Here is a 22923-nt window from a genome sequence, read left to right as displayed (position 1 = left end):
GCGGCGTCAGCCCACCTGCCCTGCAGCGATCTGCCGCAGCGCCTGCTCGAACACCGCCGCGGGCTGGCCGCCCGAGATCAGGTGGCGGTCGTTGATGATCACCGCGGGCACCGAGTGGATGCCGTGCGACACGTAGAACTGCTCGCGCTCGCGCACCTCGGCGGCGAATTCGTCGCTGGCCAGGATGGCCTGGGCCCGCGCTTCGTCGAGCCCCGCCTCGCGCACGCAGGCCAGCAGCACCTCGGGGTGGCCCATGGCCTCGCTGCGCGTGTGGCAGGCCGCGAGCAACGCCTTCTTCAAGGCGGTCTGCCGGCCGGCCTGGCCTTCTTCGGCGGCCCAGTGCAGCAGGCGGTGCGCGTCGAAGGTGTTCCAGATGCGCCCGCGACCCGCGGGGTTGAAGGCAAAGCCCACCTCGGCGCCGCGCGCGCAGATGGTCTCGCGGATCTGCGCCTGCTGCTCGGGCGTGCTGCCGTACTTCTGCGCCAGGTGCTCGCCGATGTCCTGGCCTTCGGGTGCCATCTGCGGGTTGAGCTCGAAGGGCTGGAAGGTGATGTCGGCGCCGATCTCGCCGTCCAGCCGCTGCAGGGCCTGCTCCAGCCCGCCCAGGCCGATGGCGCACCAGGGGCAGGACACGTCGGAGACGAAATCGATCTTGAGGCGTGGGGTGTTCATGGCCGCGATTGTCCGGCCCGGCGCTGCGTGACAATGGCGGGTTCGCCCAAGACCCTGCCCCCCGAAAGCCTTCATGACCGACCGCTACGCCGTCATCGGCCACCCGATCTCGCACAGCAAATCGCCGCAGATCCACACCGCCTTCGCCCAGGCCACGGGGCAGTCGCTCACGTACACGGCCATCGAAGCCCCGCTCGACGGCTTCGCCGCCACGGTCGAGGCCTTCCGCCGCGAGGGCGGCCGCGGCGTCAACGTGACCCTGCCCTTCAAGCTGCAGGCCCGCGAGCTCGCCACCCACCCGAGCGAGGCCGCGCGCCTGGCCGGCGCGGCCAACGCGCTCAAGTTCGAGGGCGATCGCATCCTGGGCGAGAACTTCGACGGCATCGGCCTGGTGAACGACCTGCAGGTCAACCTCGGCCGGTCCCTGAAGGGCCGGCGCGTGCTGCTGCTGGGCGCTGGTGGCGCCACGCGCGGCGCGCTGCTGCCGATCGCGCAGCAGGGCCCGGCGCTGCTGGCCGTGGCCAACCGCAGCGCCGACAAGGCGCACGCGCTGCGCACCGACTTCGCGGCCCACGCCGCGCTGCAGAGCGGCGGCTACGCCGACCTCGCGGGCGAAGCCTTCGACGTGGTGATCAACGCCACCTCGGCCGGCCTCGCGGGCGAGGCGCTGCCGCTGCCCGCGGGCCTGTTCGCGCCCGGCGCGCTGGCCTACGACATGGTGTACGGCAAGGGGCTCACCCCGTTCCTGCGCCAGGCGCGCGAGGCCGGCGTGCAGACCCTGGCCGATGGCGTGGGCATGCTGGTGGAGCAGGCGGCCGAGGCTTTTCTGTGGTGGCGCGGCGTGCGGCCGTCCACCAAACAGGTGATCGCAGCGCTCACTGTGCCACTGGCCTGAGCCGGCCGCGGGCCCCGCTGGTTTAAGCTTCATCGATTCCCGAGGAGACACCACCCATGCCCGTCATCCTGCTGCTCAACGGTCCCAACCTCAACCTGCTCGGCACGCGCGAACCCGGCACCTACGGCGCGGCCACGCTGGCCGACGTCGAGGCCAACTGCCGTGCCGCCGCCGCGCGCCATGGCCACACGCTCGAGGCCCTGCAGAGCAACCACGAAGGCGCGCTGATCGACGCCATCCATGCCGCGGGCCAACGCTTCAAGGCCGGCGAGCTGCTGGGCGTGGTGATGAACCCGGGCGCCTACACCCACACCTCCATCGCGCTGCACGACGCGATCGCCGGCGTGGCGCCGCTGCCCGTGATGGAGGTGCACATCTCCAACGTGCACGCGCGCGAAGCCTTCCGCCACCACTCGTACATCTCGCCCGTGGCCGCGGGCATCGTGGTGGGCATGGGCATCGCGGGCTACGAGCTCGCCATCGAGGGGCTGGTCCGCAAGTCCGCTGCGCGGTGAAGACGCGCCACTTCGCGCAGCTCGTGGGCCTGTCGGCCCTGTGGGGCAGCTCGTTCCTGTTCCTGCGCATCGCGGCCCCGCTGCTGGGGCCGCTCACGCTGGCCGGCCTGCGCGTGTCGCTGGCCATCGTGGCGCTGGTGTGCATCATGCGCGCGCTGCGCCAGCCCTGGCCCTGGCGGCACTGGCGCGAACTCGGGCTGCTGGGCATGCTCACCGTGGCCCTGCCCTTCCTGCTGTACTCCTGGGCCTCGCTGCGCCTGCCGGCAGGCTACAGCGCGCTGCTCAACACCACGGCGGTGCTGTTCGGCACCCTGGCCGCGGCCTGGTTCAAGGAAGACACGCTCACCGTGCGCAAGCTGCTCGGCTGCGCCGTGGGCTTCGCGGGCGTGGCGCTGATCGTGCAGCTTGGCCCGGTGCGGCTCGACGGCCCCACGGTGCTCGCCGTGCTGGCCTGCATCGTGGCCTCGGCCTGCTACGGCGCGTCCACGCCGCTCATGAAGCGCGCCACCACGCGCATGGAGCCGCTGGCCATTGCCGGCGGCCTGCACCTGGCCGCGCTGGTGGTGCTCGCGCCGGGCGCGCTCTGGGCCCTGCCACAGGCGCAGTTCACGCCCGCAGCAATGTTCTCGGTGCTGGTGCTGGGCGTGGTCACCTCGGGCGTGGCCTACTGGATCCACCTGCGCATCATCCGCCAGGTCTCGCCCGTGGCGGCCATCAGCCCGGCCTTCATGATCCCGGTGTTCGGCGTCACCTGGGGCCACCTGTTCCTGGGCGAAGAACTCTCCAGCGGGATCTTCGTGGGCGGCGCGCTGGTGCTGGTGGCCACCGCGCTCGTCACGGGTTTCAACCCCTTGCGCCGCTGGCTCGCGTCAACGCCCGCACCCTGAGCGCGCACAGCGCCGCGGCGAAACCGCAGGCGCTGGCGAGCCAGAACACGCTGGACAGGCCGAAGCGGCTCGACACGAGCCCGCCCAGCACGCCACCGCTCACGCCCGACAGGCCATAGCCGATCACCGCGTACAGCGCCTGCCCGCGCCCGCGCAGGCGGCCCGGAAAGTGCTCGCTGATCCAGGCAATGCACACCGTGTGGTGGGCCGCGAAGGTGATGGCGTGCAGCAGCTGCGCCAGCGCCAGCACCGGCCACACCGCGGGCAGCGTGGCGGTGACCGCCATGCGCAGACCCATGAGCACGCCCGCGAGCACGAGCCAGCCCGGCAGCCGCAGCGCGGGCAGCCAGCGGCCCTGGGTGAAGAACCAGCCGATCTCGATCAGCACCGAGATCGCCCAGAACAGGCCGATGGCCGATTTGGCGTAACCCTGCGCATCGAGGTGCAGCGAGAAGAACACGTAGACGAACACGTGGGCCAGCACGTGGAAGAACACCGCCGCGAAGAACCAGCGCACGCGCGGCTGGCGCAGCACGGGGCCGATGGGCTCGGGGCGCTGTTCGTGCGCAGCGGGCTCGCGGTGGTCGGGCAGCCACCAGGTGCTCAGCGCCACGGCCGCGAGCGTGAGCGAGGTCCAGGCCGCGAAGCTGCCCATGCCGAAGGCATCGAACCAGGCGCCCGCGAGCAGCACCGTCAACAGGAAGCCGATCGAGCCCCACACGCGCACGCGGCCATAACGCCGCGGGTCGAATCGGCCGTCGCGGCTCACGATCTGCGCGAGCACGGCCTCGCTCATGGGCATCATGCCGCTGGTGTGGGTGAACATCCCCAGCAGCACCGCGAACAGCAGCGGCCCGCCGAGCGGAAACCACAGCCCGAGCGAGAACAGCAGCGCGATCGCCGAGCCCAGGCGCAGCAGTCGCACGCGCTCGCCCGTGTGGTCGCTGAGCCAGCCCCAGCCGTAGGGCGCGAACAGCCGCGTGGCCGACTGCACCGAGGTGAGCACGCTGATGGCCAGCAGGCCGAAGCCCATGTCCTTGAGCCACAGCGGCAGGTAGGGGTTGAAGAAGCCGATGTGGGCGAAGTAGCTCGCCGACAGTGCACAGAAGGCCAGCACGGAGCCGCCCCGCTCCGCCCCCGCGCGGGTCGTCGCCGGAGCCAAGCCTCAGCCCCGCGAGCGCGCGGCGATGTCGGGCGTGTCGGTGACCACGTCGCCGCACTGCGCGCGGTGGCGCAGCGCGTGGTCCATCACCACCAGCGCGAGCAGCGCCTCGGCGATGGGCGTGGCCCGGATGCCCACGCAGGGGTCGTGACGGCCCTTGGTGATGACCTCGGTGCTTGCGCCCGTGATGTCGATGCTCTCGCGCGGCACCAGGATGGAGCTCGTGGGCTTGATGGCGATCTGCACCTCCAGGTCTTGCCCGGTGCTGATGCCGCCGAGCACGCCGCCGGCCTTGTTGGCCGCGAAGCCCTCGGGCGTGAGGCTGTCGCCGTGGGTGCTGCCGAAATCGGCCACGCTCGCAAAGCCCGCACCGATCTCCACGCCCTTGACGGCGTTCAGGCCCATCATGGCGTGGGCGATGTCGGCGTCGAGCCGGTCGTACAGCGGCTCGCCCAGGCCCACGGGCATGCCGCTGGCCGTGACGCGCAGCCGCGCGCCGCAAGAGTCGCCGCGCTTGCGCAGCGCGCCCATGTAGTCCTCGAGCGCGGACACGTCGGCCACGGGCGCGAAGAAGGGGTTGTTCGGCACGTGCTCCCAGCCCTCGAAGGGGATGGCGATCTCGCCGATCTGCACCATGCAGCCGCGGAAGGTGGTGCCGAACTTCTGCGCCAGCCACTTCTTGGCCACCGCGCCCGCGGCCACGGTGGGCGCGGTGAGGCGGGCCGAGGAGCGACCGCCGCCGCGCGGGTCGCGGATGCCGAATTTCTGCCAGTAGGTGTAGTCGGCGTGGCCGGGGCGGAAGCTGCGCGCGATCTCGCTGTAGTCCTTGCTGCGCTGGTCGGTGTTGCGGATCAGCAGGCAGATGGGCGTGCCGGTGGTCTTGCCCTCGTACACGCCGCTGAGGATCTCGACCGTGTCGGGCTCGTTGCGCTGGGTGACGAACTTGCTGGTGCCGGGGCGGCGGCGGTCGAGGTCGCCCTGGATGTCGGCCTCGGACAGGTCCATGCCCGGGGGGCAGCCGTCGATGACGCAGCCGATGGCCGGGCCGTGGGATTCGCCGAAATTCGTGACCCGGAACAGGGTGCCTAGGGTGTTGCCGCTCATGGGAGCCGATTATCGGCGAGCGACCGGCGGGGGCCTGCCCGGGCCGGTTCCGGAATGCTTCGTGCTTCGGCTTGCATAGCAGCGCAACCGCGGCTGCCATGCCCCAGAAAGGAGCGTCTCATGCTGGATCGCACCGGAACCCTGTTTTCGCACGTCAAGCCCGCCGACACGCCCTACCAGGGCGGCGGCCTGCGCGACTTCTTCCTCTACCGCGACCTGGGCATCGCCAAGGCCACGCACGGCAAGGTGATTGCGCACCTGGTGAAGGCCAACCTGCCGCCCGAGGAGGGCACGGGCTGGCACCGGCACGAGGCCGATTTCCAGATCGTGATCATGCTCAAGGGCTGGGCGCGCTTCATGTACGAGGACCAGGTGACGCTGGTGGAGGCCGGCGACTGCGTGCACCAGCGGCCCGGGGTGCGGCACTACCTGTTCGACTACTCGCCCGACATGGAGTACCTGGAGATCGTCTCGCCCGCCGATTTCAAGACGGTGGACGTGGACCCGGTGTGCGAAATCCCGAAGCCGACGCCTTGGCCGGCGTGAGTCGTTTTACGCCGGCTTGATCGGCGGGTGTCAGAACTCCGCATCCAACTCGTCGATCTCGTCCGGCTCGGCCTCGGCCGCGGCCACCCATTCCTTCATCGCCGGCAGCCCCATGACCGTGTCGCAGTAGGCCACGCACACCGGGTCCAGCGGCACCGCGTAGGTGATGAAGCGCGTCACCACCGGCGCGAACATGGCGTCGGCGATGCAGGGCCTGGCGCCGAACAGCCAGGGGCCGCCGTAGTTGGCCAGGCACTCGGTCCAGATCGCCTCGATGCGGTCGATGTCGGTCTGCGCGCGGCTCCAGAGCTTGAAGCCCGGGAAGTGGGCCTTGATGTTCATGGGCAGCGACGAGCGCAGCGCCGTGAAGCCCGAGTGCATCTCGCCGCAGATCGCACGGCAGTGCGCGCGCGCCGCGCGGTCGGCCGGCAGCAGACCGGCATCGGGCTTGATCTCGTTGAGGTACTCGCCAATGGCCAGCACGTCCCACACCGTGACACCCTCGTGCACCAGCGAGGGCACGCGCATGGACGACGAGAGCAGCAGCATCTCGGCGCGCACCGAAGGATCGTCGGGCGGGATCACCTTCTCGGTGAACTTCAGGCCCGCGAGCTTGCACATGAGCCAGCCGCGCAAGGCCCAGGCCCCGTAGTTCTTGCTGCTGATGGTGAGTTCTGCCGTGGCCATGGGCGTCTCCTGTGGATGCACGGCCGCAGCAAAGCCTGTGCCATGCGCGGGCCGGCGCGAGGCACCGCGGCGGTGCACGGCCGGGCTGGCGCAGGACTTGCCTGCATGCCGCACATCCCTCCCCGAGAGGCACACCATGCTGCTCTATCAGGCCTACCAGACCCAGTCCGACCTGCTCTCACCCTGGCGGCTGGCCGCCCAGTCGCTGGCCTCGGCGCTGTGGGTGCCGCGCACGGAGCGCACCTGGCTGCGCCAGCTCGCGGCCGCCTGCGACCTCGTGGGTCGCCTGCGCCTCACCCACAGCCGCCCGCCCTATGGCATCGGCGAGGTGCTGGTGAACGGCGAGCCGGTGGCCGTGGACGAAACGGTGGCGCTGCAGCTGCCCTTTGGCAGCCTGCTGCACTTCAAGAAGCGCGCGGCCGACCCCAGCCCGCCGGTGCTGCTCGTGGCGCCGCTCTCGGGCCACTTCGCCACGCTGCTGCGCGAAACCGCGCGCACCCTGCTGCAGGACCACGACGTCTACATCACCGACTGGCACAACGCGCGCGACGTGCACCTGCGCCACGGCGCCTTCGGGCTCGACGACTACATCGACTACCTGGTGCGCTTCACCGCGCACCTGGGCCCGGGCGCGCACATGGTGGCGGTGTGCCAGCCCTGCGTGGCGGCGCTCGCGGCCACGGCGCTCATGGCCGAGGACGGGCACGCCGCCGCACCCGCCAGCCTCACGCTCATGGCCGGCCCGGTGGACTGCCGCGTGAACCCCACCGAGGTGAACCGGCTGGCCACCAGCAAGCCCATCGAGTGGTTCGAGCAGAACCTCATCAGCCACGTCCCGCTGCCGCACGCGGGCCACATGCGCCGCGTGTACCCGGGCTTCGTGCAGCTCACGGCCTTCATGAGCATGAACCCCGAGCGGCACCAGCAGTCGTTTCGCACCATGGTCGATCACCTGGTGGACGGCCGCGTGGACGAGGCCCGCACCATCCAGGACTTCTACGAGGAATACCTGGCCGTGAACGACCTGCCGGCCGAGTTCTACCTGGAGACGGTGGCCAAGGTGTTCCAGACCTTCGACCTCGCGCGCGGCGAGCTGATGTGGCGCGGCCGGCGCGTGAACACCGCGGCGATCCGGCGCACGGCGCTGATGACGGTGGAGGGCGAGCGCGACGACATCTGCGCCATCGGCCAGACCGTGGCGGCCCAGGACCTGTGCCCGGGCATCCGGCCCTACCGCAAGACGCACCACATCCAGACGGGGGTGGGCCACTACGGCGTGTTCAGCGGGCGGCGCTGGCAGGCGCAGATCTACCCGCGCGTGCGCGAGCACATCCACGCCAGCCTGGGCTGAGCGCGGGGCTCAGCGCGGCTGCGGGTCTTGCGCAGCTTCTTCCTCGGGCCAGTCGCGGATGTAGGCCTTGAGCATCTTGTTCTCGAAGTTCTGGCTGTCCACCACGGCCTTGGCCACGTCGTAGAAGCTGATCACGCCCATGAGCATGCGACTCTCCATGACCGGCATGTAGCGCGTGTGCTTCTCGAGCATCATGGGCCGCACCTGTTCGAGCTCGGTCTCGGGCGTGCAGGTCATGGGGTGGTCGTCCATCACCGAGCGCACGGTGCGGTTGCCGAGCTGGCCGCCGTTGTCGGCCAGGGTCTCGATGAGTTCGCGGAAGGTCAGCATGCCCACGAGCTCGCCGTGTTCCATCACGGCCAGCGAGCCGATGTCGTACTGCGCCATGGTCTGCACCGCGATTTCGAGGCGTTCGTCCGGGGAAACGGTGTAGAGCGTGCCGCCCTTGACGCGCAGGATGTCGCTGACTTTCATGTGTGCTCCTCGGGATGTGTCGCCTGCAGGCGAGACTGGCGGCCAATATAGCCCACAATCCGCCGAAAAACACCCTGGAGACGACACCCATGGCAGGCCATGCCGACCCCGGCTTCGACACGCTCGCGCTGCACGCGGGCGCCAGCCCCGACCCCGCCACCGGCGCACGCGCCGTGCCCATCCACCTGAGCACCTCGTTCGTCTTCGAGTCGAGCGAGCACGCCGCGGCCCTGTTCAACCTGGAGCGCGCGGGCCACGTGTACAGCCGCATCAGCAACCCCACCAACGCGGTGTTCGAGCAGCGCATGGCCGCGCTCGAAGGCGGCATCGGCGCCATCGCCACGGCCAGCGGCCAGGCCGCGCTGCACCTGGCGGTGGCCACGCTCATGGGCGCGGGCTCGCACATCGTGGCCAGCACCGCGCTCTACGGCGGCAGCCAGAACCTGCTGCACTACACGCTGCGCCGCTTCGGCATAGACACCACCTTCGTCAAGCCCGGCGATATCGACGGCTGGCGCGCGGCGGTGCGGCCCAACACCAAGCTGTTCTTCGGCGAGACCGTGGGCAACCCCGGGCTGGACGTGCTCGACATCCCCACCGTGGCGCAGATCGCGCACGAGGCCAGGGTGCCGCTGCTGGTCGATTCCACGCTCACCACGCCCTATCTGGTGAAGCCGCTCGAGCTCGGCGCCGACCTGGTCTACCACTCGGCCACCAAGTTCCTCAGCGGCCACGGCACGGTCATCGGCGGCGTGGTGGTCGACGGCGGCAGTTTCGACTGGGACGCCGCGGGCCACTACCCCGAGTTCAGCGAGCCCTACGAGGGCTTCCACAACATGGTGTTCACCGAGGAAAGCACCGTGGGCGCCTTCCTGCTGCGCGCGCGCCGCGAGGGCCTGCGCGACTTCGGCGCCTGCATGAGCCCGCACTCGGCCTGGCTGATCCTGCAGGGCATCGAGACGCTGTCGCTGCGCATGGACCGCCACATGGCCAACACCGAGAAGCTGGTGCAGTTCCTCGCGAGCCACCCGCTGGTGGGGCGCGTGGGCCACCCGCTGATCGAATCGCACCCCAGCCATGCGCTTGCCGGCAAGCTGCTGCGCTTTGGCGCGCGCGGCGCGGGCTCGGTGTTCAGCTTCGACATCAAAGGCTCGCGCGCCCAGGGCCGCGCCTTCATCGAGGCGCTCAAGCTGTTCAGCCACCTCGCCAATGTGGGCGACTGCCGCTCCCTGGTGATCCACCCCGCGAGCACCACCCATTTCCGCATGAGCGACGAGGCGCTCGCGGGCGCGGGCATCGGCCCCGGCACCATCCGCCTGTCCATCGGTCTCGAAGACGCCGACGACCTGATCGACGACCTCAAGCGCGCGCTCAAGGCCGCAGAAAAGGCCGCGTGATGGAACTGCTCGTCAACGGCGCCCGCACCTACTGCTACACCGGCGGCAAGGCGCTCGACCCGGCCAAGCCCACGGTGGTGTTCATCCACGGCGTGCTCAACGACCACAGCGTGTGGATCCTGCAAAGCCGCTACCTGGCCAACCACGGCTTCAACGTGCTCGCGGTCGATCTGCCGGGCCACGCTCGCAGCGCGGGCGAAGCGCCGTCCAGCGTCGAGGAAGCCGCCGGTTTCATCGCCGCCCTGCTCGACGCCGCGGGCGTGCCGCGCGCCGCGCTGGTGGGCCACAGCTGGGGCTCGCTGATCGCGCTCGAGGCCGCGGCCCGCCTCAAAGACCGGGTGACGCACGCGGTGCTCGTGGGCACGGCCTACCCCATGAAGGTCTCGCCCGCGCTCATCGAGTCTTCGCTCAACGAGCCCGAGAAGGCGCTGCGCATGGTCAACGTGTTCAGCCGCAGCACGCTGGCCGCGCCGCCCTCGGCCTTGGGCCCGGGCACCTGGGTCTACGGCGCGGGCATGGCGCTGGGCCGGCGCGTGCTGCGCAGCAACCCCGAGGTCAACGTGTTCCACCGCGGCTTCGTGGCCTGCGACCGCTACGCCAACGGCGAGGCCGCCATGCAGGCCCTGACCTGCCCCGTGCTCTTCGTGCTCGGCGCGCTCGACCAGATGACGCAGGCCCGGGCCGCGAAGACGCTGATCGACACCGGCAAAGCCGCGGGCAAGCGGGTGCAGGTGGTCACGCTGCCCGTGGGCCACCACCAGATGACCGAAACCCCCGACGCCACGCTGTTCGCGATCCGCGACTTCCTGCGCGCATGATCACCGCCGAGCTCATCACCCCCCCGATGGCGCCCGAGCGCGCCCAGGCCATTGCGCAGGCCTTCGACCTGCGCGCCCTGCCGCCCGACTTCTTCGCCAACCCCTACCCGGTCTACCGCGCGCTGCGCGAGCGCGAGCCGATCCGCCGCATGCCCGACGGCTCGGTCTTCCTCACGCGCTGGGCCGACCTGGTGGCCGTGTACCGCGACGCCCAGGCCTTCAGCTCGGACAAGCAGGTGGAGTTCGCGCCCAAGTACGGCCGGGGCACGCCGCTGTTCGAGCACCACACCACCAGCCTGGTGTTCAACGACCCGCCGCTGCACACGCGCGTGCGCCGCCTGATCATGGGCGCGCTCACGCGCCGCGCCATCGCCGACATGGAGGCCGGCCTGGTGGAACTGGTCGACCGCCTGCTCGACGGCATCGCGGCGCACGAAGGCGGCGACCTGATCGAAGACTTCGCGGCCGCCATTCCGGTGGAGATCATCGGCAACCTGCTGGGCGTGCCGCACGCCGAGCGCGGGCCACTGCGCGAATGGTCGCTCGCCATCCTGGGCGCCCTCGAACCGGTGGTGACGCCCGCGCAGGCCGAGCGCGGCCACCGCGCCGTGACCGAGATGTGCGACTACCTACGCACCCTGGTGGCCGCGCGGCGCCTGGCCCCCGGAGACCCGGAGCGCGACGTGCTCACGCGCCTGATCCAGGGCGAAGCCGACGGCGAGCAGCTGAGCGAGGTCGAGCTGCTGCAGAACTGCATCTTCCTGCTCAACGCGGGCCACGAGACCACCACCAACCTGATCGGCAACGCGCTGGTGGCGCTGCACGAACACCCGGCCGTGCGCGCGCAACTGCTGCAGCGCATGGACGCCGGCGACGAGGTGGCCGTGCTCGACCGCGCGGTCGACGAGTTCCTACGCTACGAGTCGTCGAACCAGTTGGGCAACCGCCGCGCCGTGAAAGACACGCGCATCGGCGAACTCGACCTGCCCGCGGGCACGCTGGTGACGTTGTGCATCGGCGCGGCCAACCGCGACCCGGCGCAGTTCACCGACCCGGAAACGCTGGACATCGCGCGCGAGCCCAACAAGCACCTGGCCTTCGGCTTCGGCATCCACCAGTGCGCGGGGCTGAGCCTGGCGCGGCTCGAAGGGCGCATCGCCATCGGCCGCTTCCTGCGGCGCTTTCCGGCCTACCGGCTCACGGCCGCGCCCACGCGCGGCGGGCGGGCGCGCTTCCGCGGTTTCCTGGCCGCGCCGTTCAGCGTGGCATGAGCGGCTCGGGCAGGGCCTCGGCCACGGTCATGCCGGCCCAATGGCTGCGCTCCCACAGGCGCGCCGTGGCGCTGTGCCGCGCCAGCAGCAGCCGCTCCATGAGCGGGCCCAGCGCGGTCGTGGCCGGGTCGATCAGCAGCACGTAGCGCTCGCCCTCTTCGTCGAGCCGGCCCAGCCAGTCGAGCGCCACCAGCGCGGCCACCGGCTCTTCGAGCTGCAGCGCCTCCACGCGCAGCGCGGCCGCGATCGCTTCCAGGCTCTGGCCGCGCGGCTGCCCGGCGCGCGCCACGGCGAGTTGGGCCAGCAGTTCGAGCGCGAGCTGGAAGCTCCAGCCCGGCACGTCACCGCGCCGCGCCACGCCGCGCAGCAGGCTCGGCAGGTAGGCCGCGATCACCGCGCCCAGCAGCACGATCACCCAGCCCAGGTAGATCCACACCAGCAGGATGGGCACGGTGGCGAAGGTGCCGTAGAGCACCGAAAAGGTGGGCACCTGCTTGAGGTACCAGGCCAGCACCTGCTTGGCCACCTCCAGGCCCACCGCGGTGAACAGGCCGCCCACGAGCGCGTGGCTCCAGCGCACGCGCGTGTTGGGCACGTAGCGGTACAGCGCGGCCATGCCCGCGGTCACCAGCAGCAATTGCAGCGAATCGATCAGCAGGCGCAGCGGCCCCGGCAGGCCCGCGAGGCCGCGCGCGCCGCCGAAGGCGTAGGTGGTGGCCGCCGCGCTCGCCGCCAGCAGCAGCGGCCCCAGCGTGAGCACCGCCCAGTACACCAGGATGCGCTGCGTCACCGGCCGTGCCTGGCGCACGCGCCAGATGTCGTTGAGCTTGCGGTCGATGGTGAGGATGAGCGCGAGCGCCGTGACCAGCAGCGCCAGCGCGCCCGCCCAGCCCATCTGCGTGGCCTTGGCCGCGAACTGGTTGAGGTACATCAGCACCGGGCGCGCGATGCTCTCGGGCACCAGGCTCTCCACCAGGCTGCGCTGCAGGCCGCGCTGCAGCCGGTCGAACATGGGAAAGGCGCTGAAGATGGCCAGCGCCAGCGCGAACAGCGGCACCAGCGAGATCGTGGTGGTGAAGGTGAGGCTGCTGGCGGTGAGGCCCAGGCGGTCTTCGCGGAAGCGCTCCTGCAGCGTGAGCGCGGTGGTGCGCCACGGGAAATTCAGCGCGTTGCGCCAGAGGTCGCGCGCCAGGGGACGCAGGGTGTCGAGCCGCTCGGACAAGGTCATGCCGGTATCATGCCAGCCTCGTTTTTTCGCCGGGCCCGCATGTCGTTCCTCTCTTCCGATCCGGCCACGCGCGTGGCCTTCACGCGGCGCCTGGCCGTCGCGAGCCTGGTGGGCCTGATCGCCGTCGGCCTGGCCTGGGAGCTCTGGCTCGCGCCGCTGCGCGAAGGCGGCTCGTGGTGGGCCATCAAGGTGCTGCCGCTGGCGCTGCCGCTGGCCGGCCTGCTCAAGAACCGCATGTACACCTACCGCTGGGTCAGCCTGCTGGTCTGGCTGTACTTCACCGAGGGCGTGGTGCGCGCCACCAGCGGCGAGAGCGGCCTGTCCACGCTCATGGCCGTGCTGCAGACCCTGCTGTGCATCACGCTGTTCGTGGCCTGCGCCCTGCACGTGCGGCTGCGCCTGCGCGCGGCCGGGCCCGAGGCCGTGGCGGCCGACGTGGCCGCGGCCAATGCCGCGGCCGAGCGCGCGGTGGCGCGCGAACCCTGATGCCACGGTGCCCGCCATGAAAGCCGATCTGCTGAACGCCCTGCGTGCCGCCGTGGGCCCCGCCCAGGTGCTCACGCGCGACACCCACGACCTCGAAGCCTACGAGCGCGACTGGCGCCAGCGCGCGCACGGCCGCGCCCTGGCCGTGGTGCGGCCGGGCAGCACCGACGAAGTGGCCGCGGTGGTGCGCGCCTGCGCCGCGCACGGCGCGAGCCTGGTGCCCCAGGGCGGCAACACCGGCCTGGTCGTGGGCTCGGTGCCCGACGACAGCGGCACCCAGGTGGTGCTGAGCCTGCAGCGCCTGAACGCGGTGCGCGCGATCGATCGCGCCAACCTCACCATGACGGTGGAGGCCGGCTGCGTGCTGCAGGCGGTGCAGCAGGCGGCCGAGGCCGAAGGCCTGCTGTTCCCGCTGAGCCTCGCGGCCGAGGGCAGCTGCACCATCGGCGGTAACCTGGCCACCAACGCGGGCGGCACGCAGGTGCTGCGCTACGGCAATGCGCGCGAGCTCTGCCTGGGCCTGGAGGTGGTGACGCCCGAGGGCGAGGTGTGGCATGGCCTCTCGGGCCTGCGCAAGGACAACACCGGCTACGACCTGCGCGACCTGTTCGTGGGCAGCGAGGGCACGCTGGGCATCATCACCGCGGCCACGCTCAAGCTCTTCCCGCAACCCGCGGCCACGCTCACGGCCTGGGCCTCGGTGCCCTCGCTGCAGGCCGCGGTCGATCTGCTGGGCCTGGCGCAGCAGCGCCTGGCAGCCGGGCTCACGGGCTTCGAGGTGATGGGGCAGTTCGCGCTCTCGCTGGTGGCGCGCCACATGCCGCAGCTGAGGGTGCCGCTGTGGCAGGACACGCCCTATTGCGTACTGCTGGAGAACAGCGACAGCGAAGGCGAAGACCACGCGCGCGCCCAGTTCGAGGGCCTGCTCGAGGCCGCCATGGAACAGGGCCTGGTGAGCGACGCGGTGGTGGCCGAATCGATCGCGCAGGCCCATGCGCTCTGGCACATCCGCGAGAGCATCCCGCTCGCGCAGGCGCAGGAAGGCCTGAACATCAAGCACGACATCAGCATCCCGGTGTCGCGCATCCCGGCCTTCTGCGACGAGGCCGACGCGCTGCTGCAGCGCGAAATCCCCGGCGTGCGGCTGGTGAACTTCGGCCACCTGGGCGACGGCAACCTGCACTACAACGTGCAGGCGCCGGCCGGCGCCGATGCCAAATACTTCCTGCAAACGCAGGAAAGCCGCGTGAACCAACTGGTGTTCGACACGGTGGCCCGCTACCATGGCTCGATCAGCGCCGAGCACGGCGTGGGCAGCCTCAAGGCCGGCCACCTGCCGCACTTCAAGGACCCGGTGGCGCTCGCGCTGATGCGCCGCATCAAGGCGGCGCTCGACCCCCACAACCGCTTCAACCCTGGCCGCGTCCTGACGCCATGAACCCGCTGCTTCGCCGCACGCTGCCCGCCCTGGCCATCGGCCTGGGCGCGTGCGCGGGCGCGGCGCAGGCGGTGCAGCCGGTGGACGGCGCGCTGCGCCAGCAATGGCGCGAACAGGCGATCGCGTACGAGCATGGCGAGGGCGTGCCGCGCGACGCGGCACAGGCGGTCCGCCTGTACTGCCAGGCCGCGCTCGCGGGCGACGCGGTGTCGGCCTTCAACCTGGGCTGGATGCACGCCAACGGCCGCGGCCTGTCGCGCAACGACGCGCTCGCGGCGCACTGGTTCGCGCGCGCCGCGCTGCTCGGCGACGAGCGTGCGGCCGAGATGTTCAAGCGCCTGGGCGTGGCCGCCGAAAAGCCCGACTGCGTGCGCGATGCCGAACGGCGCGAGGCGCGCGCGGCCAGCGAACAGGCCGAACGCGCCGAACAGCAGCGCGAGGCCGAACGCAAGGCCGCACTGGCCACGGCCTACCGCGCCCATGTGGACGGGGCCGAGCAGCAGCGCATCATGAAGATCGTCTACAGGCTCGCGCCGCGCTACGGGCTCGAGCCGGGCCTGGTGTATGCGGTGATCCGCGCCGAGTCCAACTTCAACGTGCACGCGGTGTCCGACAAGAACGCCCAGGGGCTGATGCAGCTCATTCCCGAGACCGCGGCGCGCTTCGCGATCAGCAAGCCCTTCGATGCCGAGCAGAACATCCGCGGCGGCATGAGCTACCTGCGCTGGCTGCTGTCGTACTTCCGCGGCCAGGTGCCCCTGGCGGTGGCGGCCTACAACGCGGGCGAGGGCGCGGTCGACAAGCACGGCGGCATCCCGCCGTTCGCCGAGACGCGCGACTACGTGCGCCGCATCCAGCGCTTCTACGCGCTCACCGAGCACCCGTTCGACCCCACCATCGCCCCCGCCTCGCCCCTGCTCGCGCAAACGGTTTCGGCGCGGCCCTGAAGGCCGCGCGCCATGGCGGTGCAAAATGCCGGCTTGCCATTTGCCGCCGCCATGACCACCGCCCGCCCCGTCCGCTCCCAGTACGAAGATTTCATGCGCCACGTGTACACCACGGGCGTGCCCAAGACGGACCGCACGGGCACCGGCACGGTCAGCGTGTTCGGCCACCAGATGCGCTTCGACCTCAACGAAGGCTTCCCGCTCGTGACCACCAAGAAGGTGTTCACCAAGGCCATCATCGTGGAGCTGCTGTGGTTCCTGCGCGGCGACAGCAACGTGAAATGGCTGCAGGAGCGCGGCTGCACCATCTGGGACGAATGGGCGCGCGAAGACGGCGACCTCGGCCCGGTGTACGGCGTGCAGTGGCGCAACTGGCCCACGCCCGACGGCCAGCACATCGACCAGATCGCCGAGGTGGTCAAGCAGCTCAAGACCAACCCCGACTCGCGCCGCATCATCGTGAGCGCCTGGAACGTGGCCGACCTGAACAAGATGGCGCTCATGCCCTGCCACGCCTTCTTCCAGTTCTACGTGGCCGACGGCAAGCTGAGCTGCCAGCTCTACCAGCGCAGCGCCGACATCTTTCTCGGCGTGCCCTTCAACATCGCGAGCTACGCGCTGCTCACCCACATGCTGGCGCAGCAGTGCGACCTGCAGGTGGGCGAGTTCATCTGGACCGGCGGCGACTGCCACATCTACAGCAACCACCGCGAACAGGTCGAGCTGCAACTCTCGCGCACGCCCTACCCCTATCCCACGCTGCGCATCAAGCGCCGTCCGGCCTCGATCTTCGACTACGAGCTCGACGACTTCGAGATCCTCGACTACCAGCACCACCCGGTGATCAAGGCGCCCGTGGCGGTCTGAAAAGGCCCGAGCCATGCCCCGCCTGAACCTCATCTACGCGCGCGCCGCCAACGGCGTGATCGGCAAGGACAACGCCCTGCCCTGGCACCTGCCCGAAGACCTTGCACACTTCAAGCGCCACACGCTGGGCGCCCCCGTGCTCATGGGCCGCAAGACCTGGGACTCGCTGCCCCCGCGTTTTCGGCCGCTGCCGGGCCGTCAGAACACCGTGCTCACGCGCGACGCGCAATGGCGGGCCGAGGGCGCGCAGCGCGCGGGCTCCTTGCCCGAGGCGCTGGCCCTGTGCGGCGACGCGCCCGAGATCTGGGTGATCGGCGGCGCCGAGCTCTACCGCGAAGCGCTGCCCCACGCCCAGCGCGCGGTCGTGACCGAGATCGCACAGGCCTTCGAGGGCGACGCCTTCATGCCCGCGCTCGGCCCCGAATGGACCGAAACCGCGCGCGAGGCCCATACCGCGGCGAACGGCCTGCCATTCGCCTTCGTGACCTACGTGCGAAAGCCCTGAACCATGCGCCTTGCCACCTGGAACGTCAACTCGCTGTCCATCCGCCTGCCGCAGGTGCTCGACTGGCTCGCGGCCAACCCGGTCGAGGTGCTGGTGCTGCAGGAGCTCAAGCTCACCGACGACAAGTTCCCCGCGCAGGCCTTCACCGATGCGGGCTACCACGCGCAGTGGCACGGGCAGAAGACCTACAACGGCGTGGCGCTGCTGAGCAAGTCGCCGGCCACCGACGTGGTGAAGAACATCCCGGGCTTCGAGGACGACCACGCGCGCGTGATCGCCGGCACGGTCGAGGGCATCCGCGTGATCGGGGGCTACTTTCCCAATGGCCAGGCGCCGGGCAGCGACAAGTTCGCCTACAAGATGCGCTGGCTCGACGCGCTGCGCGAGTGGGTGCGCGGCGAGCTCGCGGCGCACCCGTCGCTGGTGCTCATGGGCGACTACAACATCACCTTCGACGACCTCGACGTGTGGGACCCGGTGGGCCTGCGCGAGACCATCCACTGCACGACCGAGGAGCGCACGCAGCTGCAGGCACTGATCGGCCTGGGCCTGACCGACAGCGTGCGCCTGTTCCCCCAGCCCGAGAAAAACTATTCCTGGTGGGATTACCGCGACCTCGCCTTCCGCCGCAACCGCGGCCTGCGCATCGACCACATCCTGGTGAGCGAGGCGCTCAAGGCCCGCGCCACGGCCTGCGCGGTGGACAAGCTGCCGCGCAAGAACGAGCGCCCGAGCGATCACGCGCCGGTGGTACTCACGCTGGCGTGAGCACCACCCGGGCGGTCACTCCATCCCCAGTTCCTGGATCTTGCGCGTGATGGTGTTGCGGCCGATGCCGAGCTTGTGCGCGGCCTCGATGCGGCGGCCGCGCGTGTTGGCCAGCGCGGTCTGGATCAGCCGCGTTTCAAAGCGGCGCGTGAGCACGTCCCACACGTCGGTGCGGCCGGTTTCGAGCAGGGCCAGGGCCTCGGCCTGAAGGCCCGCTTCCCACGACGACGGCGCGGCGGGCGCATCGGCGGTCACGGGCGCGGGCACGGCCGCCACCGGCGCGGTGGCGGGCGCAAGCGCTTCGCGCGCGGCCTCGGCCGGGGCCGGGCTGGCGAACGCCGCCGGCGCTGCGACCGGCGCCAGCGAGGCCGGCAGGGCCGTGCTGGCCGCGGCGACCATCTCGGGGCTGCCCACGGCGCCAAGCACCTCGGGCGGCAGGTCCTTGGTCTCGATCACCTGCGCGGGCGCCATCACGGTCAGCCAGTGGCACACGTTTTCGAGCTGGCGCACGTTGCCCGGGAAATCGAAGCTGCCGAGCAGCTTGAGCGCGGCGTCCGAAATGCGCTTGGGCTCCACGCCGAGCTGCTTGGCGCTCTGCTGCAGGAAGAAGCGCGTGAGCATGGGCACGTCTTCGCGGCGCTCGCGCAGCGCGGGCAGGCGCAGGCGGATCACGTTGAGGCGGTGGAACAGGTCTTCGCGGAACACGCCCTCTTTGACGCGCTGCTCGAGGTTCTGGTGGGTGGCGGCGATCACGCGCACATTGGCGCGCACGGCGCTGTGGCCGCCGACGCGGTAGAACTGGCCGTCGGACAGCACGCGCAGCAGGCGCGTCTGCAGATCGAAGGGCATGTCACCGATCTCGTCGAGGAACAGCGTGCCGCCATCGGCCTGTTCGAAGCGGCCGCGGCGCATGGTCTGCGCGCCCGTGAAGGCGCCGCGCTCGTGGCCGAACAGTTCACTTTCCAGCAGGTCTTTCGGGATCGCGGCGGTGTTGATGGCCACGAAGGGCCCGCTCGCGCGCGGCGAGTGCTTGTGCAATGCGCGCGCCACGAGCTCCTTGCCCGAACCCGATTCGCCCGTGATCAGCACGGTGACCTGGCTCTGGCTCAAGCGGCCGATGGCGCGGAACACGTCCTGCATGGCGGGCGCCTGGCCCAGCATTTCGGGCATGGCGCTCAGGCGCTCTTCGGACACTTCCTCGCGCTGGCTCTCGTCCACCGCGCGGCGGATCAGCTCCACCGCCTTGGTCAGGTCGAAGGGCTTGGGCAGGTACTCGAAGGCCCCGCCCTGGAAGGCTGAGACCGCGCTGTCGAGGTCGGAGAAGGCCGTCATGATGATGACGGGCAGCGCGGGGTAGCGCTGCTTGACCTTCTCGAGCAGGTCCAGGCCCGAACCGCCAGGCATGCGGATGTCGCTCACGAGGATTTGCGGGCCCTCGCTCTCGGGGGTGTCGCTCAGGGCCTTGAGGACTTCGGTGGCGTTGGTGAAGCTGCGCGTGGGCAGGTTTTCGCGGAGCAAAGCCTTCTCGAGCACGAAGCGGATGGACTGGTCGTCATCCACTATCCAGATCGGCTTCATTTAACGGTCGTCCCTTCAGGTGGCTCGGCGAGCGTGGTGCAAAGTGGTCAAGGCAACGGAATCAGGATCTTGAAGTCCGTTCGGCCCGGCTCGCTCTCGCACTCGATCAGGCCATGGTGTTGCTGCACGAAGGTTTGCGCCAGCGTCAGCCCCAGGCCGGACCCACCGTCGCGCCCCGAGACCAGGGGAAAGAAGATGCGGTCCTTGATCGAGTCCGGCACGCCGGGCCCGTTGTCGATGACATGCAATTCCAGTGCCAGCCGGTAGCGCTGTTTGCCGAAGGTCACCTGGCGACCCACACGCGTCTTGAGGGTGATGCGCGCATCGCCCGCTTCGATGCGCTCGCTGAGCGCCAGCGCCGCGTTGTGGACGATGTTGAGCAGCGCCTGGATCAGCTGCTCGCGGTCGCCGCGGAACTCGGGGATGGAGGTGTCGTAGTCGCGCACGACCTTCAGCCCCTTGGGGAACTCGACCACGATGAGCGAGCGCACGCGCTCGCAGACCTCGTGGATGTTTACATCGCCCACCACGTGCGGCCGGCGGTGCGGCGCGAGCAGGCGATCGACCAGCGATTGCAGGCGATCGGCCTCGTGCACGATCACCTGCGTGTACTCGATGAGCTCCTTGCTCTGCAGCTCCATCTGCAGCAGCTGCGCCGCCCCGCGGATGCCGCCCAGCGGGTTCTTGATCTCGTGCGCGAGGTTGCGGATCAGCTCCTTGTTGGCCTGCGCCTGGTCGAGCAGGCGCTCTTCGCGCTCCTGTCGGGTCTGCTGTTCCTGCGGCAGCATTTCCACCACCACCTCGCCGGTCTGCTCGGTTTGCGCCACCACCACGTGCACCGGCATGGGCTCGTGGTTGAGGCGGTGCAGGAAGGCGTCGTAGCGCAGCGCCGCGAACTCGTTGCTGCGCGCGCCCTGCAAGGCATTGTCGAGCAGCACGGGCTCGGTGAAGCAGTCTTGCAGCCGCACGGCCGCGATGCTGCGCCGAGAGATGCCCAGCGCGTCTTCGAGCGCGGCGTTCGCGTAGAGCACCTGGCCTTCGGTGTCGACCACGGCCACAAGCGTGGCGAGCAGGTCGAGGGCCTGGAACCGCGAAGCGGCGGCGGCGTTGGGCCGCGCGGCCTCGCGTTCACCGCCGCGCCGCGTGACCAGCTTGAAGAGGGAGAGAGCGTCTGACTTGTTCAAGCCGCCGATTGTGCGACAGGCTCAGTTCAGGCGCTGCAGTTCGCGGCGGATGCTGGCGACATCGTTCTCGGCGCGGGTCACGGCGTCCTTGAGGCTGGCCACGCGGTCGAGGTAGCGCTGGTGGTTGCGACCTTCGATGCCCTGCTTTTCGGGCTCACCGTTGGCATAGGCCTTCTGCGCTTCGGCCAGCCGCTCTTCGGCCTTGCGCAGCTCGGCCTCGAGCGTGGCGCGGGCGTCGGCGTCGCGCTGGCGCTGGGCCGTGCTGTCCACGCGCGGGCCGCTGCCCTGAACCGCGCCGTTGCCGCGCGGCGCCGGGGCGGTGCTTGCGGGTGACGGGCGGGTGCCTTCGATGACCGTGACGTTGCCGCCCTGCAGCGGCGCGCAGCCGCGTTGCTTGGCGATGGCCGCGTTGTTGATGTACTCGTTGCCGCAGCGGTAGATGGTGTCCTGGGCGAACACCGGCAAGGCGCCCGTCAGCATGAGCAGGGGCAGCAGGCGACGAACCGGAAAGGACAGGGCAACGGACACAGGCACTCCAAGGCGGTTTTTTCGGCGGGCAGTATGACCGAATTGCCCGGCGAAAGTGCCTCAGGCGAACCCTGCGGAGACATTCGCCCAAGAAAAAGGGACGGCCGGAGCCGTCCCTCTGCATTCACCGTACCCGCGCAAGCGGGTGCCGGATCACAGGCTGTAGTACATCTCGTACTCGACGGGGTGCGGCGCCATGCGGAAGCGCGTCACTTCGCCCATCTTGAGCTCGATGTAGGCGTCGAGCATCGAGTCGGTGAACACGCCGCCCTTGGTCAGGAAGGCGCGGTCCTTGTCGAGGTAGTCGAGTGCCTGGTCGAGGCTGCTGCACACGGTGGGGACCAGCTTGTCCTCTTCGGGCGGCAGGTGGTACAGGTCTTTGGTGGCGGCTTCGCCCGGGTGGATCTTGTTTTCCACGCCGTCCAGACCAGCCATCATCAGGGCCGAGAAGGCCAGGTAGGGGTTGGCCGAAGGATCGGGGAAGCGCGCCTCGATGCGGCGGCCCTTGGGGTTCGCCACGTGCGGGATGCGGATCGACGCCGAGCGGTTGCGCGAGCTGTAGGCCAGCTTCACGGGCGCTTCGAAGCCGGGCACCAGGCGCTTGTAGCTGTTGGTGCCGGGGTTGGTGATGGCGTTGAGCGCGCGGGCGTGCTTGATGATGCCGCCGATGTAATACAGCGCGAAGTCGCTCAGGCCGGCGTAGCCGTCACCGGCGAACAGGTTCTTGCCGTCTTTCCAGATCGACTGGTGCACGTGCATGCCCGAGCCGTTGTCGCCGGCGTAGGGCTTGGGCATGAAGGTGGCGGTCTTGCCGTAGGCATTGGCCACGTTCCACACCACGTACTTGAGCACCTGGGTCCAGTCGGCGCGCTCCACCAGGGTGGAGAACTTGGTGCCGATCTCGTTCTGGCCGGCGCCCGCCACTTCGTGGTGGAACACCTCGACGGGGATGCCCAGCGATTCGAGGATCAGGGACATCTCGGCGCGCATGTCCTGCGTGCTGTCGACGGGGGGCACGGGGAAGTAGCCGCCCTTGACGGTGGGACGGTGGCCGCGGTTGCCGCCTTCGAGCTTGGCGCCGCTGTTCCAGGGGGCTTCGTACTCTTCGATCTCGAAGAACACGCGGCCAGGTTCGTTGCTGTAGCGAACGCCGTCGAAGATGAAGAATTCGGGTTCCGGTCCGAAGTAGGCGGTGTCGCCCAGGCCGGACGCCTTCAGGTAGGCCTCGGCGCGCTTGGCGATCGAGCGCGGGTCGCGGTCATAGGCCTTGCCGTCGCTGGGCTCGACCACGTCGCACTGCAGGAACAGCGTGGTCTCTTCGAAGAACGGGTCGATGTTGGCGGTGTTCGGGTCGGGCATGAGCTGCATGTCCGAGGCCTCGATGCCCTTCCAGCCGGCGATCGACGAGCCGTCGAAAGCATGGCCCGAAGAAAACTTGTCTTCGTCGAACGCCGAAATCGGCACGGTGACGTGCTGCTCTTTGCCGCGGGTGTCGGTGAAACGGAAATCAACGAACTTGACTTCGTTGTCCTTCACCATCTGCATCACGTCTGCGACGGTCTTGGCCATCAAATGCTCCTGTGTCTCTGGAAGGGGTGGGAAAAAGAAAGGCGAC

The 22923-nt window shown here is 70.0% G+C and carries 24 protein-coding genes; 14 read left to right on the top strand and 10 right to left on the bottom strand.

Features of this window, described 5'->3' with window-relative positions:
* Positions 1 to 6: 6 nt before the first annotated feature.
* Complete coding sequence (locus G9Q37_RS04090; protein WP_166224940.1) at positions 7 to 672, bottom strand: DsbA family oxidoreductase; 666 nt, start codon at positions 670 to 672, stop codon at positions 7 to 9.
* Positions 673 to 745: 73 nt separating this feature from the next.
* On the opposite strand from G9Q37_RS04090, the gene aroE reads away from it, so the two are divergent.
* The 3 genes from aroE to G9Q37_RS04075 are packed head-to-tail and all read left to right on the top strand — an operon-like array spanning position 746 to position 2969.
* Entirely contained in the window at positions 746 to 1567 is an 822-nt protein-coding gene (aroE, locus tag G9Q37_RS04085; protein WP_166224937.1) for a shikimate dehydrogenase, read from the top strand.
* 56 nt (positions 1568 to 1623) lie between these two features.
* Entirely contained in the window at positions 1624 to 2082 is a 459-nt protein-coding gene (gene aroQ / locus G9Q37_RS04080; RefSeq protein WP_166224934.1) for a type II 3-dehydroquinate dehydratase, read from the top strand.
* A complete protein-coding gene (locus tag G9Q37_RS04075; protein WP_166224931.1) occupies positions 2079 to 2969 on the top strand; it encodes a DMT family transporter in 891 nt (296 codons plus the stop codon). Before aroQ ends, G9Q37_RS04075 begins: the two co-directional genes overlap by 4 nt.
* Here the strand turns inward: G9Q37_RS04075 and G9Q37_RS04070 are convergent.
* Together G9Q37_RS04070 and aroC are read right to left on the bottom strand one after the other, a co-directional pair.
* A complete protein-coding gene (locus G9Q37_RS04070) occupies positions 2926 to 4086 on the bottom strand; it encodes an MFS transporter (protein WP_240936507.1) in 1161 nt (386 codons plus the stop codon). The genes G9Q37_RS04075 and G9Q37_RS04070 overlap by 44 nt on opposite strands.
* A 48-nt stretch (positions 4087 to 4134) precedes the next feature.
* Positions 4135 to 5235, bottom strand: coding sequence for a chorismate synthase (gene aroC, locus G9Q37_RS04065; protein ID WP_166224925.1), 1101 nt, complete (start codon positions 5233 to 5235; stop codon positions 4135 to 4137).
* Positions 5236 to 5355: 120 nt separating this feature from the next.
* On the opposite strand from aroC, the gene G9Q37_RS04060 reads away from it, so the two are divergent.
* Positions 5356 to 5781: a cupin domain-containing protein gene (locus G9Q37_RS04060; RefSeq protein WP_166224922.1), complete on the top strand. Its 426-nt coding sequence runs from the start codon at positions 5356 to 5358 to the stop codon at positions 5779 to 5781.
* Between the two features lie 30 nt (positions 5782 to 5811).
* Here G9Q37_RS04060 and G9Q37_RS04055 read toward each other — a convergent pair whose 3' ends face one another.
* Positions 5812 to 6468 carry a glutathione S-transferase gene (locus G9Q37_RS04055; protein ID WP_166224919.1) on the bottom strand — a complete coding sequence of 219 codons (657 nt, stop codon included), beginning with the start codon at positions 6466 to 6468 and terminating at the stop codon, positions 5812 to 5814.
* Between the two features lie 139 nt (positions 6469 to 6607).
* On the opposite strand from G9Q37_RS04055, the gene G9Q37_RS04050 reads away from it, so the two are divergent.
* Complete coding sequence (locus G9Q37_RS04050; RefSeq protein WP_166230950.1) at positions 6608 to 7819, top strand: polyhydroxyalkanoate depolymerase; 1212 nt, start codon at positions 6608 to 6610, stop codon at positions 7817 to 7819.
* A 9-nt stretch (positions 7820 to 7828) separates the two neighbouring features.
* Here the strand turns inward: G9Q37_RS04050 and G9Q37_RS04045 are convergent, their stop codons facing one another.
* Positions 7829 to 8293: a CBS domain-containing protein gene (locus G9Q37_RS04045; RefSeq protein ID WP_166224916.1), complete on the bottom strand. Its 465-nt coding sequence runs from the start codon at positions 8291 to 8293 to the stop codon at positions 7829 to 7831.
* An 89-nt stretch (positions 8294 to 8382) separates the two neighbouring features.
* Here G9Q37_RS04045 and G9Q37_RS04040 point away from each other — a divergent pair, with 89 nt between their 5' ends.
* The 3 genes from G9Q37_RS04040 to G9Q37_RS04030 are packed head-to-tail and all read left to right on the top strand — an operon-like array spanning position 8383 to position 11779.
* On the top strand, positions 8383 to 9690 hold the full coding sequence (locus tag G9Q37_RS04040; protein WP_166224913.1) for an O-acetylhomoserine aminocarboxypropyltransferase: 1308 nt from the start codon (positions 8383 to 8385) through the stop codon (positions 9688 to 9690).
* A complete protein-coding gene (locus G9Q37_RS04035) occupies positions 9690 to 10508 on the top strand; it encodes an alpha/beta fold hydrolase (RefSeq protein ID WP_166224910.1) in 819 nt (272 codons plus the stop codon). Before G9Q37_RS04040 ends, G9Q37_RS04035 begins: the two co-directional genes overlap by 1 nt.
* Positions 10505 to 11779 carry a cytochrome P450 gene (locus G9Q37_RS04030; protein WP_166224907.1) on the top strand — a complete coding sequence of 425 codons (1275 nt, stop codon included), beginning with the start codon at positions 10505 to 10507 and terminating at the stop codon, positions 11777 to 11779. Before G9Q37_RS04035 ends, G9Q37_RS04030 begins: the two co-directional genes overlap by 4 nt.
* Here G9Q37_RS04030 and G9Q37_RS04025 read toward each other — a convergent pair.
* Entirely contained in the window at positions 11766 to 13007 is a 1242-nt protein-coding gene (locus tag G9Q37_RS04025) for a YihY family inner membrane protein (RefSeq protein WP_166224905.1), read from the bottom strand. The genes G9Q37_RS04030 and G9Q37_RS04025 overlap by 14 nt on opposite strands.
* A gap of 39 nt (positions 13008 to 13046) precedes the next feature.
* On the opposite strand from G9Q37_RS04025, the gene G9Q37_RS04020 reads away from it, so the two are divergent.
* Genes G9Q37_RS04020 through xth form a run of 6 tightly spaced genes read left to right on the top strand, consistent with a single transcriptional unit; the run spans position 13047 to position 18018 of the window.
* Complete coding sequence (locus G9Q37_RS04020) at positions 13047 to 13493, top strand: DUF2069 domain-containing protein (protein ID WP_166224902.1); 447 nt, start codon at positions 13047 to 13049, stop codon at positions 13491 to 13493.
* Between the two features lie 16 nt (positions 13494 to 13509).
* Complete coding sequence (locus G9Q37_RS04015) at positions 13510 to 14931, top strand: FAD-binding oxidoreductase (RefSeq protein ID WP_166224899.1); 1422 nt, start codon at positions 13510 to 13512, stop codon at positions 14929 to 14931.
* On the top strand, positions 14928 to 15878 hold the full coding sequence (locus tag G9Q37_RS04010) for a transglycosylase SLT domain-containing protein (RefSeq protein WP_166224896.1): 951 nt from the start codon (positions 14928 to 14930) through the stop codon (positions 15876 to 15878). Before G9Q37_RS04015 ends, G9Q37_RS04010 begins: the two co-directional genes overlap by 4 nt.
* Before the next feature lie 51 nt (positions 15879 to 15929).
* Positions 15930 to 16745 (top strand): thymidylate synthase, encoded by an 816-nt coding sequence (locus G9Q37_RS04005; RefSeq protein ID WP_166224893.1) that lies wholly within the window; start codon positions 15930 to 15932, stop codon positions 16743 to 16745.
* 13 nt (positions 16746 to 16758) lie between these two features.
* Positions 16759 to 17250: a dihydrofolate reductase gene (locus G9Q37_RS04000; RefSeq protein WP_166224890.1), complete on the top strand. Its 492-nt coding sequence runs from the start codon at positions 16759 to 16761 to the stop codon at positions 17248 to 17250.
* Positions 17251 to 17253: 3 nt separating this feature from the next.
* Positions 17254 to 18018, top strand: a complete 765-nt coding sequence (xth, locus tag G9Q37_RS03995) for an exodeoxyribonuclease III (RefSeq protein WP_166224887.1) — start codon at positions 17254 to 17256, stop codon at positions 18016 to 18018.
* 15 nt (positions 18019 to 18033) lie between these two features.
* Here xth and ntrC read toward each other — a convergent pair whose 3' ends face one another.
* The 4 genes from ntrC to glnA all read right to left on the bottom strand — a co-directional run bounded on the left by ntrC (position 18034) and on the right by glnA (position 22877).
* On the bottom strand, positions 18034 to 19596 hold the full coding sequence (gene ntrC, locus G9Q37_RS03990; protein WP_166224884.1) for a nitrogen regulation protein NR(I): 1563 nt from the start codon (positions 19594 to 19596) through the stop codon (positions 18034 to 18036).
* A gap of 47 nt (positions 19597 to 19643) precedes the next feature.
* Positions 19644 to 20747, bottom strand: coding sequence for a nitrogen regulation protein NR(II) (gene glnL, locus G9Q37_RS03985; protein ID WP_166230947.1), 1104 nt, complete (start codon positions 20745 to 20747; stop codon positions 19644 to 19646).
* 54 nt (positions 20748 to 20801) lie between these two features.
* Entirely contained in the window at positions 20802 to 21260 is a 459-nt protein-coding gene (locus tag G9Q37_RS03980; RefSeq protein WP_166230944.1) for a hypothetical protein, read from the bottom strand.
* Positions 21261 to 21461: 201 nt separating this feature from the next.
* Entirely contained in the window at positions 21462 to 22877 is a 1416-nt protein-coding gene (gene glnA / locus G9Q37_RS03975; RefSeq protein WP_166224881.1) for a type I glutamate--ammonia ligase, read from the bottom strand.
* Positions 22878 to 22923 lie beyond the last annotated feature (46 nt).

The organism is Hydrogenophaga crocea (assembly GCF_011388215.1).
Lineage (GTDB): Bacteria > Pseudomonadota > Gammaproteobacteria > Burkholderiales > Burkholderiaceae_C > Hydrogenophaga > Hydrogenophaga crocea.
This window is presented reverse-complemented; position numbering and strand designations above follow the sequence as displayed.